This window comes from Agromyces sp. NPDC057865 (assembly GCF_042796995.1).
Classification (GTDB): Bacteria; Actinomycetota; Actinomycetes; order Actinomycetales; family Microbacteriaceae; genus Agromyces.
In genome coordinates this window covers 644504-659277 of the sequence record NZ_JBHVMJ010000002.1, presented here as the reverse complement: position 1 = coordinate 659277, position 14774 = coordinate 644504, and the positions used below count along the sequence as shown (strand labels likewise).

Genomic DNA, 14774 nt, shown 5'->3' with positions numbered 1-14774 from the left:
TTACAGAGCGGTAAGTCGCCGTTCCGGGCGACGCGATACAGTGAACGCGGCGGCCGGCCCGATGCCGCGAACACCGGCGGATGCCGCGACACGACGACTGGAGCACCACGATGACCACCGGTTCGGCCGACTACCGCGACGCGGGTCTCGCCTTCCCCGACGACTTCCTCTTCGGATCGGCCACGGCGTCGTACCAGATCGAGGGCGCGGCCGACGAGGACGGCCGGGGGCCGTCGATCTGGGACACGTTCAGCCACACGCCCGGCAAGGTCTGGAACGGCGACACGGGCGACGTGGCCGACGACCACTACCACCGCCTGGAGGAGGACCTCGACCTCATGGCGGAGCTCGGGCTCGAGGCGTACCGCTTCTCGATCGCGTGGCCGCGGATCCAGCCGACCGGCCGCGGGCCGGCGAACGAGGCCGGACTGGCGTTCTACGAGCGACTCGTCGACGGGCTCATCGCCCGCGGCATCCGCCCGATCGCAACGCTCTACCACTGGGACCTGCCGCAGGCCCTCGAGGACGAGGGCGGCTGGGCGAACCGCGCGACGGCCGAGGCCTTCGCGGACTACGCGCGGATCGTGGGGGAGCGCCTCGGCGACCGGATCGCCGTGTGGACCACCCTCAACGAGCCGTGGTGCAGCGCCTACCTCGGCTACGGCTCGGGCGCCCACGCACCCGGCCTCATGGACGGCGCCAAGGCGCTCGCCGCGGTGCACCACCTGAACCTCGCGCACGGCCTCGCGATCTCGGCGCTGCGCGAGGTCGTGACCAACGACCCCGGCTACTCGATCACGCTCAACCTGCACGTGATCCGCCCGCACGGGCCGACCGGCGCCGAGGCCGCGCGCCGCATCGACGGGCTCGCGAACCGGGTGTTCCTCGGACCGCTCCTCGACGGGGAGTACCCCGCCGACGTCATCGCCGACACTGCCGAGGTCACCGACTGGTCGTTCGTGAAGCCGGGCGACCTCGAGCTCATCCGGCAGCCGATCTCGCTGCTCGGCGTGAACTACTACTCGACGGTCACCGTCGAGATGTGGGACGGCGTCTCGCCGCGGATCAAGGCCGACGGCCACAAGGACATGGGCGGGACGCCCTGGCCGGGCTCCGAGCACGTCGAGTTCCTCGTGCAGCCGGGCCCGTACACCGCGATGGGCTGGAACATCGACCCGTCCGGACTCGAGGACCTGCTCGTCGCGCTGCACGAGGCGTACCCGTCGCTGCCGCTCATGGTCACCGAGAACGGCGCCGCGTTCGACGACGTCGTGACCGACGAGGCCGACGGCCCGGCCGTGCACGACGTCGAGCGCGTCGACTACCTGCGCCGGCACTTCACCGCGGCGCACCGCGCCATGGGGCGCGGGGTCGACCTGCGCGGCTACCAGGTGTGGTCGCTCATGGACAACTTCGAGTGGGGCTACGGCTACTCCAAGCGCTTCGGCATCGTGCGCGTCGACTACGACACGCTCGAGCGACTGCCGAAGGACAGCGCGAAATGGTACGCCGAGCTCATCCGCACGCGGGCGATCCCGGCCTAGCCGACGGATGCCGCGGCGCGGCGCCCCGGCCGGGTCACGCCGGCCGGCTCACGCCTGGGGGTTCACGCCGGCGCGCAGCTCGCGCGCCAGGTGCGCGACGACGGCCGTGAGGTCGCCGCCCGCCGCCTCGGCGACGCGCAGCTGCCGCTGGTAGCTCGCGCCGCCGTCGAGCATCGCGTGCACCTGCTGCAGCTCGACCTCGCAGCCGAGGTGCTCGGCGACGGGGACGAGCGTCGTGAGGAGCTCGCGGAGGTCGTCGCCGACGAGCCGCTCGCTGCCCGCGACATCCGTGATGATCTCGGCGTCCATGCCGTAGCGGGCGGCGCGCCACTTGTTCTCGCGCACGTACCAAGGCTGCAGCACGGTCAGCGTCTCGCCGTCGTCGAGGCGCCGGCTCATCCACTCGACGAGGCACTGCACGAGCGCGCCGATGGCGGCGATCTCGGCCGCCGACGAGACGCCGTCGCAGACGCGCACCTCCACGGTGCCCCAGCGCGGCGACGGGCGGATGTCCCAGCGCACCTCGGTGTGGTCCTCGATGACGCCCGTGCGCACGAGGTCGTCGACGTAGCGCTCGTAGGCGGCCCAGTCGGCGAGCGGATAGGGGAGTCCGGCCGTGGGCAGCTGCTGGAACATGAGCGCCCGGTTCGACGCGTAGCCCGTCTCCACGCCCGCCCAGAACGGGCTCGACGCGCTCAGCGCCTGCAGGTGCGGCATGTACGCGAGCAGCCCGTCGAGGATGGGGAGCGCCTTGTCGCGCTCCTCGATGCCGACGTGCACGTGGATGCCCCAGATCATCATGTTGCGCCCCCACCAGCGGGTGCGCTCGATGAGCTTGTGGTACCGCGGCTTGTCGGTGAGGCGCTGGTCGTACCACTGGCTGTAGGGATGCGAGCCGCTGCAGATGAGCTCGTACTCGCCGAGCTCGTCGATCACCGCGCGCACCTCCGCGAGCTGCCCCTCGAGGTCCGCGACGGCGCCCGCGACCCGCTCGTGCACGCCGCTCACCAGCTCCACCGTGTTCGTCAGCAGCTCCGAGGTGATCGACGGATGCGTCCCGCCCTCACTGCGCTCGTCGAGGAGCTCGAGCACGCGATCGGCGATGGACGCGAGCTCGCCCGTGGCGCGGTCGACGATCGCGACCTCCCACTCGAGGCCGACCGTGGAGCGCGGGGAACGTGCGAACTCGATCGGCATGCGCGGCCTCCCTCGGAGCGGGCGGGAATCGTGCCGCAATCATCGCATGTGACCACGTTTTGGGGGCCACCCCTTGCGTGGAACGGTCGCGTAGGATGTGCCGCATGATGCAGCGAGACGGCGAGGCCCGATGAGCGGCCAGCCCATGCGTGTGCTCGAGGTCCTGAGCCTGCGCGAACAGGTCGAGCGCACGCTCTCCTCGCGCATCGTCGCGGGCGAGTTCGCCCCGGGCACGGTGCTGACGGTGCCGACCCTGGCCGGCGAGTTCGGCGTGAGCGCCACGCCCGTTCGCGAGGCGATGCTCAACCTGGCTCGTCGCGGCTTCCTGAGTCCGCTGCGCAATCGCGGATTCGAGGTGACCGAGGTGTCGCCAGACGAGCTGCGCGAGCTCGGCGAGGTCCGGCTGATGCTCGAGGGCCCGCCGATGCGCGAGCTCGCGGGCACGCTGTCCGACGACGTCGTCGAGCGGCTCCTCGGCCTGGCCGAGGAGATCGTCCGAGCCGGTCGCGAGGGGCGCTTCGAGGACTACCTCGAGGCCGACACGACGTTCCACCTGACCCTGCTCGAGCTCACGGGGAACCGTCACCTCGTGCGCCTGGTCCGCGAGCTCCGGCAGCAGACGCGGCTGGTCGGCCTCGTGAACCTCGCAGACTCCGACGAGCTCGAGGGCTCGTCGCTCGAGCACGCCGAGCTCGTCCGCCTCCTCGTGGCGAGCGACGGGGCCGCTGCCGAAGCGCTCATGCGCCGGCACATCGGCCATGTCGCGGGCCTCTGGAGCGGGCGCGACGAGGAGTAGCGCAGCGGCGATCGCGCGCACGTCGCCGAGGTGGACGCGGCGGGGGTTCCGCGTCCGCGCGTCGCGTGCGCGTCATCCGATCGCTGGTGGTAATATGTCACGCACCACAAGGAGGAGCACAACATGCGGGTCGTCGTGATCGGGGCCGGCGCCATCGGCGCGTCGTGCGCCCTCGCGTTGGCCGAGGCCGGCGCCGAGGTCGTCGTCGTCGACCGCTCGGGCGTCGCCGCCGAGACCTCGAGCCGCTGCGAGGGCAATATCCTCGTCTCCGACAAGGCGCCCGGGGCCGAGGCCGAGCTCGCCATCGTCGCCCGACGCGCCTGGCGCGACCTCGCCGCCGTGCTCGACGACGACCGTGCGCCCGGCCAGCCCGCGACCGAGTTCGAGGAGAAGGGCGGCGTTGTCGTCGCGTTCCCCGCCGGCGCCGATGCGCTCGAGGGGTTCGCCGGGTCGCAGCGCGCGATCGGCATCCGGGCCGATGCGGTGTCGGCGGAGGAGCTCCGGCGCCTCGAACCCCACCTCAGCCGAGACGTCGCGTGCGGCATCCACTACCCCGAGGACGCGCAGGTGCAGCCCAGCCTCGTGACGCAGGCGATGCTCGCCAGGGCGCGGCGCCTCGGCGCCGAGCTGCGGATCACGGAGGTCACCGCGCCCTTGCGTGCGGGCGACCGGATCGCCGGCGTGGTCACGCCCCACGGGCCGATCGCGGCGGACGCGGTCGTGAACTGCGCGGGCCCGTGGGCGGGCGAGGTTGCGACGCTGCTCGGCGCGCGACTCGACATCCGGCCCCGGCGCGGCGCGATCCTGGTCACCACGCCGATGCCGCAGCGCGTGTTCCACAAGGTCTACGACGCCGACTACGTCGGCGCGGTCGGCTCGAGCGACGCGGCCCTGCAGACTTCGACCGTCGTCGAGTCGACGCCGGCGGGCACCGTGCTCATCGGCTCGAGCCGCGAACGTGTGGGGTTCTCCACGGCCGGCACCCTCGAGCCCATCGCCGAGATCGCGGCGAAGGCGACGCGGCTCTTCCCGTTCCTCGCCGACACCATGCTGCTGCGCAGCTACGTCGGCTTCCGCCCGTACACGCCCGACCACCTGCCCGCGATCGGCGCCGACGGCTGGGTCGCCGGGCTGTTCCACGCCGCGGGGCACGAGGGTGCCGGCATCGGCCTCGCGCCGACGACGGGGCACCTCATCGCGCACGCCGTGCTCGGTACGCCGGCACCACTCGACCCTGCGCCGTTCCTGCCCACCCGCGCGAGCCTCGAGGAGGCCGCGTGAGCATCCGGATCGCCGTCGACGGCGCCGAGGTCGAGGGCCGCGAAGGCCAGACCATCGCCGGCGTGCTCATCGGCGCGGGGCGGCGCACCTGGCGCACGGCCGACGGCGCCGAGCGCGGCGTGTTCTGCGGCATCGGCGTCTGCCAGGACTGCATCCTGACCGTCAACGGCGTCGAGGGCGTGCGGGCCTGCCAGCGCACGGCGCGCGACGGCGACGTCGTCGAACGGGAGTCCCGATGAGCCGCCGCGTCGTGATCCTTGGCGCCGGACCCGCAGGCCTCGCCGCGGCGCAGGCCGCGCTCGCCCGTGGTGCGGAGGTCACCGTGCTCGACGAGGGCGAGCGCGCGGGCGGCCAGTTCTGGCGACACCATGACGGGCTCACCGATCCGCGCATGCAGCACCAGTGGTCGCGCTTCGAACGCCTGCGCGGCGCCCTCCAACGCGCCCGCGTGCACGAGCAGGCGAGCGTCTGGCACGTGGAGGCCGACGGCGGTCTCCGCGTGCACGCGCACATCGGCCCCGCCGACTCCACCGACCGCGCGGCCCTCACCGTCGACGCCGACGCCCTCGTCATCGCGACGGGCGCGCACGATCGCGCCCTTCCCGTGCCCGGCTGGACACTGCCGGGCGTCGTGACCGCCGGCGCCGCGCAGGCGCTCGCGAAGCGCGACGGCGTCACCCCCGGGCGGCGCACCGTGGTCGCCGGCGCCGGGCCCTTCCTGCTGCCGGTCGCCGCGAGCATCGGCCTCGCCGGCGGCACGGTCGCCGAGGTCGTCGAGGCCGTCGGGCGCGCCGCCATCATGCGCGGCTGGGGCCGGGCGCCGTGGCAGCTCGCCGGCTCGGCCGGCAAGGCCGGCGAGCTCGCGGAGTACGTCGGCGACCTGCTCCGCCATCGGACCCCCTACCGATTCGGCAGCGCCGTCACGCGCATCCACGGCGACCGTGCCGTCGAGGCCGTGACGGTGCAGCGCATCGACGCCGACTGGCGCCCGATCCCCGGGACCGAGCGCACGATCGAGTGCGACTCGGTCGCCCTCGGCCACGGCTTCACCCCGCGTCTCGAGGCCGCGATCCAGGCCGGATGCGCGATCTCGCCCGAGCGGTTCGTCGCGGTCGACGACCGCCAGGCCACGAACGTCCCCGGCGTCTTCGCGGCGGGGGAGGTCACGGGCATCGCCGGCGCCGACGCAGCGCTCGCCGAGGGCGCTGTGGCCGGCTTCGTCGCCGCTGGCGGCGCGCTCGGCGACCCCCGCCTGCGCCGCATCCTCGACGCCCGGCGGCGCATGCACGCCTTCGCCGAGCGCCTCGCCACGCACGCCATCCGGCCCGGCTGGACGGCCTGGCTCGACGACGACACGATCGTCTGCCGCTGCGAGTCCGTCACGCGCGCCCGCATCGCCGAGTACGCGGACGCATCGAGCCGCGGCATGCGCCTCGCCACCCGCGCCGGCCTCGGCGCGTGCCAGGGGCGGACGTGCGGACGCAGCGTCGAAGCGCTCGTCGCGGCATCCGTCGACTACGACCACCGGCCGGTGCTCTCCTCGATCCGCATCGGGGAGCTCGCCGGCCTCCACGACCACCGAACACCGCACCAGGAGCAGGAATGACCGAGCAGACCATGGACCTCGGCGGCGTCGTCGTCGCCACGACCCTCGCCTTCAAGGAGGACGCATCGGCCCCCGCGGGCCTCGCCGTCGACTACGACCGGTTCGGCGAGCACGTCGACTTCCTCATGTCGAACGGATGCCGCGGCGTCGGCCCGAACGGTTCGCTCGGCGAGTACTCGTCGCTCACCGACGATGAGCGCCGCAGGGTCATCCAGGTCGCGGTCGAGGCCGTCGACGGGCGCGGCATCGTCGTTGCGGGCGTGCACGGCGTCGGCAGCCACCAGGCCCGCACGTGGGCGGAGGCCGCACAGGAGGACGGCGCCGACGGCGTGCTGCTCCTGCCGCCGACGCTGTACCGTGCCAACGAGGGCGAGGTCATCGCGCACTTCGAGGAGGTCGCCAAGGTGGGGCTGCCGATCATGGCGTACAACAACCCGTTCGACACGAAGGTCGACCTCGTGCCGTCGCTCGTCGCGAAGCTCGCCAAGATCCCCGAGGTCGTGGCGATCAAGGAGTTCTCGGGCGACGTGCGCCGCGTGTACGAGATCAAGGAGCTCTGCGACATCGACATCATCGCCGGTGCCGACGACGTGCTCTTCGAGCTCATGGTGAACGGCGCCGTCGGCTGGTTCGCCGGCTACCCGAACGCCTTCCCGAAGGAGGCCGTGGAGCTCTACGACCTGTGCGCCGCGGGCAAGTGGCACGAGGCGAAGGCGCTCTACGAGCAGCTCGTCGCCGTGTTCCGCTGGGACTCGCGCACCGAGTTCGTGCAGGCCATCAAGCTGTCGATGGACATTTGCGGCAACTCGTACGGCGGCCCGACCCGCCCGCCGCGCGGCCCGCTCTCGCCGGAGCAGCACGCCCAGGTCACGGCCGACACCGAGCGCGCGCTCGCGGCGCTCGCGGCGCGGTCGGCGGCGGTCGCCTGATGCGTGCGCGGCGGGTGATCTCCGCGGTCGACTCGCACACCGAGGGGATGCCCACCCGCGTCGTCACGGGCGGCGTCGGCCGGATCCCTGGCGCGACGATGAACGAACGACGGCTCTGGGCGATCGAGCACCTCGACGGGCTGCGCGGCCTGCTCATGAACGAACCCCGCGGCCACGCCGCGATGTCGGGTGCGCTGCTGCAGCCGCCGGTGCGCGACGACGCCGACTGGGGCGTCGTGTTCGTCGAGGCGAGCGGGTTCCTGCCGATGTGCGGCCACGGCACGATCGGCGTGGCCACGGTGCTCGTCGAGACCGGCATGGTCGAGGTGACCGAGCCGGTCACCGAGATCCGACTCGACGTGCCCGCCGGCCTCGTCGTCGCGCGCGTCGAGGTCGAGGACGGCCGGGCGAAGCGGGTCACGATCGAGAACGTGCCGAGCTTCGTCGAGCGGCTCGACGAGACGATCGAGGTGCCGGGGTACGGCGAGGTGCCGTACTCGGTCGCGTTCGGCGGCAACTTCTACGCGCTCGTCGACCTCGACGACGTCGGCCTGCCGTTCGATCGCGCGCGCCAGGACGACATCCTGCGCGCCGGGCTCGCCATCATGGACGCGATCAACGAGCAGAAGCCGCCGCGGCATCCCGAGCTCTCCGGCGCCGACCACGTGCACCACGTCGAGTTCATCGCGCCCGGCTCCGATGCCGTGCGATCGCGCCACGCGATGGCGATCCATCCCGGATGGTTCGACCGCTCGCCGTGCGGCACCGGCACGAGCGCCCGCATGGCCGAACTCCACGCACGCGGCGAGCTCGCGCTCGAGACCGACTTCGTCAACGAGTCGTTCATCGGCAGCGAGTTCACCGGCCGCCTGCTGCGCGAGACCGAGGTCGGCGGCGTCCCCGCAGTCGTGCCGACCATCTCCGGCCGGGCCTGGGTCACCGGCATCGGCCAGTACTTCCTCGACGAGGACGACCCGTTCCCCGAGGGCTTCGTCTTCTGACCTCGGCCCCGACCCGACGACCAGGAGCATCCATGGACACCGACCGGATCGCGGCAGCCGCCGCGCGCGCCGCACGACCCTTCGCGGAGACCGAACCCCGCGCGCGGGCGGCGGCGCTCGTCGCCGTCGCCGACGCGCTCGACGCGGCCGCCGGCGAGCTCATCGCCATCGCGATGCGCGAGACCGGGCTCGCCGAGGCCCGACTGACGGGCGAGGTGCGACGCACCAGCAACCAGCTCCGCCTCTTCGCCGAGGTCATCGTCGACGGCGCGTACCTCGATGCCCGCATCGACGACGCCGACCCCGGCTACGTCATCGGACCGCGGCCCGACGTGCGCCGCGTGCTCGAGCCGGTCGGACCCGTGCTGAACTTCGCGGCGTCGAACTTCCCGTTCGCGTTCTCCGTTGCGGGCGGCGACTCCGCGGCCGCGCTCGCCGCGGGCTGCCCGCTCGTCGTGAAGGCGCACTCGGGTCACCCCGAGCTCTCACGCCGGACGGCCGAGGTCGTCGCGTCGGCGCTTGCCGCGGCGGGGATGCCCGAGGGCGTCTTCCAGCTCGTCGAGGGCCAGGACAACGGCGTCGCGCTCCTGCGCGACGACCGCATCCGGGCGGGCGCCTTCACCGGCTCCACGCACGTGGGCCGGCTGCTCGCCGACATCGCGGCGTCGCGCCCGCGCCCCATCCCGTTCTACGGCGAGCTCGGCAGCGTGAACCCGGTCTACGCGACCGCGGGTGCGGTGGCGACCGAGCCCGAGCTGCTGCAGGGCTTCCTCGGCTCGGTGGCGGGCTCCGCGGGGCAGCTGTGCACGAAGCCGGGCTTCCTCTTCGTCCCGGCGGATGCCGAGCTCGAGCCGGTCGCGGATGCCGCGTCGGGCGTGCCCGAGCATCGCCTGCTCAACCCCGGCATCGGCCGCGCCTTCGAGGACCGCCGGGCTGCCGTCCTCGGCGCTCCGGGCGTGACGGTCCTGGCTGCGGGCGCCGTCCGGGTCGACGACGCGGAGCAGCGCTTCGCGACGCCGACCGTCGTCGAGGTCGACGTGGACACGCTGCGCGAGCACCGCGACGAGCTGCTCGAGGAGTCGTTCGGGCCCCTGTCGATCCTCGTGCGCTACCGCGACGCCGACGCGCTGCCCGCCCTGCACCGGGAGCTGTTCCCGGGCAACCTCACCTCGACCGTCCATGCGACCGACGACGAGCTGTCCGACGGGCGGCTCGTCGACCTCGTCGACGCCCTGGCCGAGACGAGCGGGCGCGTGCTGTTCGGCGGCTGGCCGACCGGCGTCTCGGTCACGGGCGCCATGCAGCACGGCGGCCCGTTCCCGGCGACCACGACGGATGCCACGAGCGTCGGCACCGCCGCGATCACCCGGTTCCTGCGGGGCGTCGCCTACCAGGGCGCGCCGCAGGCCCTCCTCCCGCCGCCCCTGCGCGACGACAACCCGTGGGGCGTACCGCAGCGTCGGAGCGCCGCAGGCCGGTCGGCCGGGTGGGGGAGCCTCGGCGGCGAGTACTGACGTGCGGGGTGCCGCTCGCCCGGCTCAGCGGAGGCTGAAGCCGTCGGCGAGCGGATCGCCCTCGTCGAGCTCGAACTCGCTGCAGCCGACGCGGTACGCCTGGCCCGTCACCTCGGGGATCACGCCGTCGGCGGTGCGTTCGGCGATCCGTGCGAGGAAGCGGGTCCCGATGATCGAGTCGTGCGTGAGCACCTCGCCGTCACGCAGCGCGCCGGTGTGCGCGAGCAGCGCGACGCGCGCCGCGGTGCCCGATCCGCACGGGCTGCGGTCGACCTCGCCGTCGGCGAAGACGGTCACGTTGCGCTGCCACGGGCCGCGCTCGGTGCGGCCGAGTTCGTCGACCCAGATCGTGCCGTAGACGCCCGACAGGCGCGCATCGTCGAGCTGTGCCGCCGGATGGTCGTTCAGCGCCCACTTGATCTCGCGACCCATCCGGATGAGCTCGCTCGTGTGCTCGGGGGCCACCGTCAGGCCGGCCGCCGCGGCGGGCAGGGTCGCGTACACGGCGCCGCCGAAGACGAGGTCGACCTCGACCCCGCCGGCGGTCGTCGCCAGTCGGATGCCGCGCTCGAGCACCCGGGACTCGACGTTGCGGAACACGACCCCGGTGGTCCGCCCGCCCTCGCGCTGCACGCGCGCCTGCACCCGACCGCTCGGGACGTCGATCGTGACGACGGCCTCGCCGTCGTCGGGGGCCGCGACGCGGCCGGTGCGCACCGCCCACGCGCCGAGCGCGATGGTGCCGTGCCCGCAGGCGGTCGAGAAGCCGTCCTTGTGCCAGAACAGGACGCCGAAGTCGGCGCCGTCGTCGTCGGGCGGGGTCAGGAACCCGCCGTACATGTCGTCGTGGCCACGTGGCTCGAGGCAGAGGAACCGTCGAACCGCGTCCGGATCGCCCGTCATCGCGCGGACGCGGCGCTCGGCGACGGTCGTGCCATCCGTTGCGACGCCGTCGACGATGCGGAACGGCTCGCCCGCCGTGTGCCAGTCCTCTGTCGTCCAGCGCATCAGTCGGCCTCCGTTCCGTGGTCGAGCACCGCCGTCGCGACAGCGAGATCCTCCCAGCCCATGCCGCTGGTCTTGAGGACGCGCGGACGGCCGACGTCGACCGGCACGCGTCGGGTGACGACCTCGGCGAGGGACACGAGGCGTCCGGGGTCGAACGCACCCTCCTCGATCGCGAGCACGACGTCGCCGGCCTCGCGGAGCGCGACCTCCGGGGTCTCGACGACCACCTGGCTGCGGGCGATGAGGGCCGCGTCGAGCTCACGGGCATCGGGCTCGTGCGATCCCACGGCGACGACGACCGCGTGGTCGGCGACGAGGTCCGCCTCGAAGAGGGGCGTCCGCGCCGTGGTCGCGCACACGACGAGGTCGGCATCGCGCACGTCGTCGACCGATCCGACCGCGGCATCCAGCCCGGGCGCCTCGATCGCACGGACGGCCTCGTCGGCACGGGCCCGATCGCGGCCGATGAACCGCACGCGCTCGATCGGGCGGATCGCCCGCATCGCCTCGACGTGGCGGATGCCCTGGGGCCCGGTGCCGAAGACGACGAGCGAGCGAGCGTCGGCCGGCGCGAGGAGGTCGACGCCGGCGGCCGAGACGGCCGGCGTGCGGATGCTCGTGAGCTCGGTGCCGTCGAGGATCGCCACCGGCGTGAGCGTCTCGCCGTCGAGCAGGAGGTAGACGCCCTGGATGCGCTCGAGGCCGCGGGCGGGATTGCCGGGCGCGACCGTCGCGAGCTTCTGGCCGACGTACCGGCCGAGGTCCGAGGGCATCAGCAGGAGCTGGCCGTGCTCGACGTCGACGATGGTGCGGATGGGGTCGCGTGCGGGGTCGAACCCCGACTCGAGCACCGCCTGCACGGCTCGGACGGCCACGCGCATCGGCACACGGCGGCGGAGCTCCGTCGCGTCGATCACGACGAGTCGATCGAGGAGGCCGGTCATGGCAACAGGTATACACCAGTCGGACTAGGTGCTGCGTAACATGGCACCTGTTACGGTCGGACGGTGAGCAACGGCTACCTGATCGGTCGCGACATCCTCGCACGCGACCTGTGGACCACGGTCCCGCTCGACTGGGACGACCCCGACGGCGAGACGATCCGCGTCTTCCATCGCGAGCTCGTCGACGCCCGACGTGCGGGCGAGGACCTGCCCCTGCTGGTGTACCTGCAGGGCGGGCCCGGTGGGAAGTCGCCGCGGCCGCTCGGCCGCGAGGGGTTCCTCGAGGCGGCGCTCAAGCGCTTCCGCGTCGTGCTGCCCGACCAGCGCGGCACCGGACGGTCGACCCCCCTCGACGGCGATGACGTCGCGGAGCTGCCGGCCGTCGAGTCGGCCCGGCGGCTCGCGCTCCACCGCGCCGACGCGATCATCCGCGACCTCGAGGCGGTCCGCCACCGCCACTACGACGGCACGCGGTGGTGGACGCTCGGCCAGAGCTACGGCGGCTTCCTCACCCTGCACTACCTGTCGGTCGCACCCGAGGCGGTCGTCGCCTCGGCGGTGACCGGCGGCCTGCCTGGGATCGAGCCGTCGGCCGATGCGGTGTACGCGCGCACCTTCCCGCGCGTGCGCGCGAAGAACGCCGAATTCCGGGCGCGGTTCCCGCACCTCGCCGACCGTGTCGCGCGCATCGCCGACGTGCTCGACGCGACCGACGTCCGCCTGCCCGACGGCGACCGGCTGACGGTGCGCCGCTTCCAGGCGCTGGGCTTCGACTTCGGCATGTCGGTCGGCTACGACCGCGTGCACTGGGTCCTCGACGAGGCCTTCGCGGATGCCGCGGAGGAGCGTTTGACCCAGACGTTCCTCGCCGACCTCCAGGAGCAGACCGGCTTCCGGCCCAATCCGCTGTTCATCGCGCTGCAGGAGGCGATCTACGGGCCGGGTCCGACCGCCTGGGCCGCCGAGCGCGCACGGGCGGCGCATCCCGACTTCGCGCCCGAGGCGCGACCGCTGCAGTTCACGGGCGAGATGGTGTTCCCATGGATGTTCGAGGAGATCCGGGCGCTGCGCGGCTTCCGCGCGGGCGTCGAGCTGCTCGCGGCGTCGCACACGCCCATCGACCTGTACGACCTGCCGCGGCTCGCCGCGAACGAGGTCCCGATCGAGGCGGCGGTCTACTTCGACGACATGTACGTCGACGCGGGGCTCTCGCTCGAGACGGCCGGGCGCGTCGGAGCACTGCACGCCTGGGTCACCAACGAGCACGAGCACGACGGCCTGCATCGGGGCGCCGTCGGCGAACGGCTGTTCGACGCGCTCGAGGTCCGCCTCGGCGTGCGCACCACCACGACGGGCTCGCCACGAGCGAGCCGGGAGGAGACCGCATGACCACCGACTGCGCCGTCGTCGACACCGAGGCCCGCTCCATGCCCCGGCCGGCCGAGCCCGACCCGCGGATGCCGCGCCTCGCGGACGCGCCGGGGTTCAGCGCCTGGATGCTCGACGGATGGGGCGAGGCCGACCGCACGCCCGTCGTGCCGAGCGGGTCGCCCGCGGCCACCGCAGCACACCGGGATCGCCTCTCGGCGGCTCTGCCGGGCCGGACGCTCGCGATCGCGGCCGGCCGTGCGCCCATGCGTGCGAACGACACCGCCTTCGAGTTCCGCGCCGACAGCGACTTCCTCTGGCTCGTGGGCGTCGGCATCGAGGACGCGATCGTGGTGCTGGAGCCCGTGGCCGGCGGGCACGACGCCGTCCTCTACCTCCCGGCGCCCTTCCGACCGGGTGACGCCTCGTTCTTCGGGGACCCGCTGCGCGGCGAGCTCTGGGTGGGGCCGATGCCCGGTCTCGGCGAGTACGCCGACGCGCTGGGCGTCCGCACCCGCCGCATCGAGGAGCTCGTCCTGCCGGGCGACGCGCTGCTCGCCGGCGCCGTGCCCGCGAACGGCCCGCTGTCGGTGCTCGGCGGCCACCCCCGCTCCGGCGAGCTCGCGCAGGTGCTCGGCGAGCTCCGCATGGTCAAGGACGACTGGGAGATCGCCGAGCTGCGCGCCGCCGTCGACGCGACGGTCGACGGCTTCGCGGCGACCGCGCTCGAGATCCCGCGCGCGGTCGCCCGCGGCGGCGAGCGCTGGCTGCAGGGCACGTTCGACCGGCACGCCCGCACGTTCGGCGCCGGTCCCGGCTACGCCACCATCGTCGGCTCGGGTGCGCACGCGCCGATCCTGCACTGGGTGCGCGCCGAGGGCGCGGTCGACCCCGAGGCGCTGCTGCTCCTCGACATGGGCGTCGAGCGACGCTCGGCGTACACCGCCGACGTCACGCGTACGGTGCCCGCCTCGGGCACGTTCAGCCCGGTGCAGCGCCAGGTGCACGACCTCGTCGAGGCCTCCCACCGCGCCGGCCTCGCCGCCGTCGGTCCGGGTCGCGACTGGGTCGACTTCCACACCGCGTCGATGGAGGTGATCGCGCAGGGGCTCTCGGACTGGGGCATCCTGCCGGTCTCGGTCGACGAGGCCCTCTCGCCCGAGGGGCAGCAGCACCGCCGCTTCATCGTCTGCGGCGTCGGGCATCACCTCGGGATCGACGTGCACGACTGCGCCTCGTCGAGCCACGCGGCGTACCAGGGTGCGAGGATGCGGGCGGGCATGGTCCTGACGGTCGAGCCCGGCCTGTACTTCCATGCGTTCGACGAGACCCTGCCGCCCGAGCTGCGCGGGATCGGCGCGCGCATCGAGGACGACGTCCTCGTCACCGACCGGGGCTCCGAGGTGCTGTCGTCAGGCCTCCCGATCGACGCCGCCGGCATCGAGGCGTGGATGGCCGCCCTCCACTGACGCGCGGGTTCGCGGCATCCGTCGCGATCTGGCAGAATGGTTGGTTGGACCGCCGCCCGACCCTCTATCCGGCCGTGGTCCGACCATTTTCGAGCTTCCGCCGGGTGTGCACCCCAC

General features: G+C 73.4%; 13 protein-coding genes. 10 read left to right on the top strand and 3 right to left on the bottom strand.

The genetic code is table 11. From position 1 onward, the window contains the following. Window positions 1–110 precede the first annotated feature (110 nt). On the top strand, window positions 111–1544 hold the full coding sequence (locus ACFVN5_RS10745) for a GH1 family beta-glucosidase (RefSeq protein WP_376955076.1): 1434 nt from the start codon (window positions 111–113) through the stop codon (window positions 1542–1544). 48 nt (window positions 1545–1592) lie between these two features. Here ACFVN5_RS10745 and ACFVN5_RS10740 read toward each other — a convergent pair whose 3' ends face one another. Continuing rightward, the gene (locus ACFVN5_RS10740) at window positions 1593–2741 is read right to left on the bottom strand and encodes a glutamate--cysteine ligase (protein ID WP_376955075.1); all 1149 of its coding nucleotides are present in this window, start codon (window positions 2739–2741) and stop codon (window positions 1593–1595) included. A 130-nt stretch (window positions 2742–2871) separates the two neighbouring features. Here ACFVN5_RS10740 and ACFVN5_RS10735 point away from each other — a divergent pair, with 130 nt between their 5' ends. From ACFVN5_RS10735 to ACFVN5_RS10705, 7 genes are all read left to right on the top strand, one after another. Further along, window positions 2872–3537, top strand: a complete 666-nt coding sequence (locus ACFVN5_RS10735; protein WP_376955074.1) for a GntR family transcriptional regulator — start codon at window positions 2872–2874, stop codon at window positions 3535–3537. Window positions 3538–3660: 123 nt separating this feature from the next. Next, window positions 3661–4818: an NAD(P)/FAD-dependent oxidoreductase gene (locus ACFVN5_RS10730; protein ID WP_376955073.1), complete on the top strand. Its 1158-nt coding sequence runs from the start codon at window positions 3661–3663 to the stop codon at window positions 4816–4818. Continuing rightward, window positions 4815–5057, top strand: a complete 243-nt coding sequence (locus ACFVN5_RS10725; RefSeq protein ID WP_376955072.1) for a (2Fe-2S)-binding protein — start codon at window positions 4815–4817, stop codon at window positions 5055–5057. The genes ACFVN5_RS10730 and ACFVN5_RS10725 overlap by 4 nt, the downstream gene beginning before the upstream one ends. Further along, window positions 5054–6424: an FAD-dependent oxidoreductase gene (locus ACFVN5_RS10720; RefSeq protein WP_376955071.1), complete on the top strand. Its 1371-nt coding sequence runs from the start codon at window positions 5054–5056 to the stop codon at window positions 6422–6424. Before ACFVN5_RS10725 ends, ACFVN5_RS10720 begins: the two co-directional genes overlap by 4 nt. Further along, window positions 6421–7353 carry a dihydrodipicolinate synthase family protein gene (locus tag ACFVN5_RS10715; protein ID WP_376955070.1) on the top strand — a complete coding sequence of 311 codons (933 nt, stop codon included), beginning with the start codon at window positions 6421–6423 and terminating at the stop codon, window positions 7351–7353. Before ACFVN5_RS10720 ends, ACFVN5_RS10715 begins: the two co-directional genes overlap by 4 nt. Next, window positions 7353–8354, top strand: a complete 1002-nt coding sequence (locus ACFVN5_RS10710; protein ID WP_376955069.1) for a proline racemase family protein — start codon at window positions 7353–7355, stop codon at window positions 8352–8354. The genes ACFVN5_RS10715 and ACFVN5_RS10710 overlap by 1 nt, the downstream gene beginning before the upstream one ends. A 32-nt stretch (window positions 8355–8386) precedes the next feature. Then, complete coding sequence (locus ACFVN5_RS10705) at window positions 8387–9868, top strand: aldehyde dehydrogenase (NADP(+)) (protein WP_376955068.1); 1482 nt, start codon at window positions 8387–8389, stop codon at window positions 9866–9868. 24 nt (window positions 9869–9892) lie between these two features. Here ACFVN5_RS10705 and ACFVN5_RS10700 read toward each other — a convergent pair whose 3' ends face one another. Then, window positions 9893–10876, bottom strand: a complete 984-nt coding sequence (locus tag ACFVN5_RS10700; RefSeq protein ID WP_376955067.1) for a proline racemase family protein — start codon at window positions 10874–10876, stop codon at window positions 9893–9895. Beyond that, a complete protein-coding gene (locus tag ACFVN5_RS10695) occupies window positions 10876–11820 on the bottom strand; it encodes an ornithine cyclodeaminase family protein (protein ID WP_376955066.1) in 945 nt (314 codons plus the stop codon). The genes ACFVN5_RS10700 and ACFVN5_RS10695 overlap by 1 nt, the downstream gene beginning before the upstream one ends. Window positions 11821–11883: 63 nt before the next feature. On the opposite strand from ACFVN5_RS10695, the gene ACFVN5_RS10690 reads away from it, so the two are divergent. Together ACFVN5_RS10690 and ACFVN5_RS10685 are read left to right on the top strand one after the other, a co-directional pair. Then, window positions 11884–13209, top strand: a complete 1326-nt coding sequence (locus ACFVN5_RS10690; protein WP_376955065.1) for an alpha/beta fold hydrolase — start codon at window positions 11884–11886, stop codon at window positions 13207–13209. Beyond that, a complete protein-coding gene (locus ACFVN5_RS10685) occupies window positions 13206–14657 on the top strand; it encodes an aminopeptidase P family protein (RefSeq protein WP_376955063.1) in 1452 nt (483 codons plus the stop codon). Before ACFVN5_RS10690 ends, ACFVN5_RS10685 begins: the two co-directional genes overlap by 4 nt. The last annotated feature ends 117 nt before the right edge of the window (window positions 14658–14774 follow it).

Excerpts from the sequence above, each read along its gene's own strand:
- ACFVN5_RS10730 (WP_376955073.1), top strand. The coding sequence starts at position 3,661 with ATGCGGGTCGTCGTGATCGGGGCCGGCGCCATCGGCGCGTCGTGCGCC.
- ACFVN5_RS10740 (WP_376955075.1), bottom strand. The coding sequence starts at position 2,741 with ATGCCGATCGAGTTCGCACGTTCCCCGCGCTCCACGGTCGGCCTCGAG.
- ACFVN5_RS10700 (WP_376955067.1), bottom strand. The coding sequence starts at position 10,876 with ATGCGCTGGACGACAGAGGACTGGCACACGGCGGGCGAGCCGTTCCGC.
- ACFVN5_RS10715 (WP_376955070.1), top strand. The coding sequence starts at position 6,421 with ATGACCGAGCAGACCATGGACCTCGGCGGCGTCGTCGTCGCCACGACC.
- ACFVN5_RS10685 (WP_376955063.1), top strand. The coding sequence starts at position 13,206 with ATGACCACCGACTGCGCCGTCGTCGACACCGAGGCCCGCTCCATGCCC.
- ACFVN5_RS10705 (WP_376955068.1), top strand. The coding sequence starts at position 8,387 with ATGGACACCGACCGGATCGCGGCAGCCGCCGCGCGCGCCGCACGACCC.
- ACFVN5_RS10735 (WP_376955074.1), top strand. The coding sequence starts at position 2,872 with ATGAGCGGCCAGCCCATGCGTGTGCTCGAGGTCCTGAGCCTGCGCGAA.
- ACFVN5_RS10695 (WP_376955066.1), bottom strand. The coding sequence starts at position 11,820 with ATGACCGGCCTCCTCGATCGACTCGTCGTGATCGACGCGACGGAGCTC.
- ACFVN5_RS10720 (WP_376955071.1), top strand. The coding sequence starts at position 5,054 with ATGAGCCGCCGCGTCGTGATCCTTGGCGCCGGACCCGCAGGCCTCGCC.
- ACFVN5_RS10745 (WP_376955076.1), top strand. The coding sequence starts at position 111 with ATGACCACCGGTTCGGCCGACTACCGCGACGCGGGTCTCGCCTTCCCC.
- ACFVN5_RS10710 (WP_376955069.1), top strand. The coding sequence starts at position 7,353 with ATGCGTGCGCGGCGGGTGATCTCCGCGGTCGACTCGCACACCGAGGGG.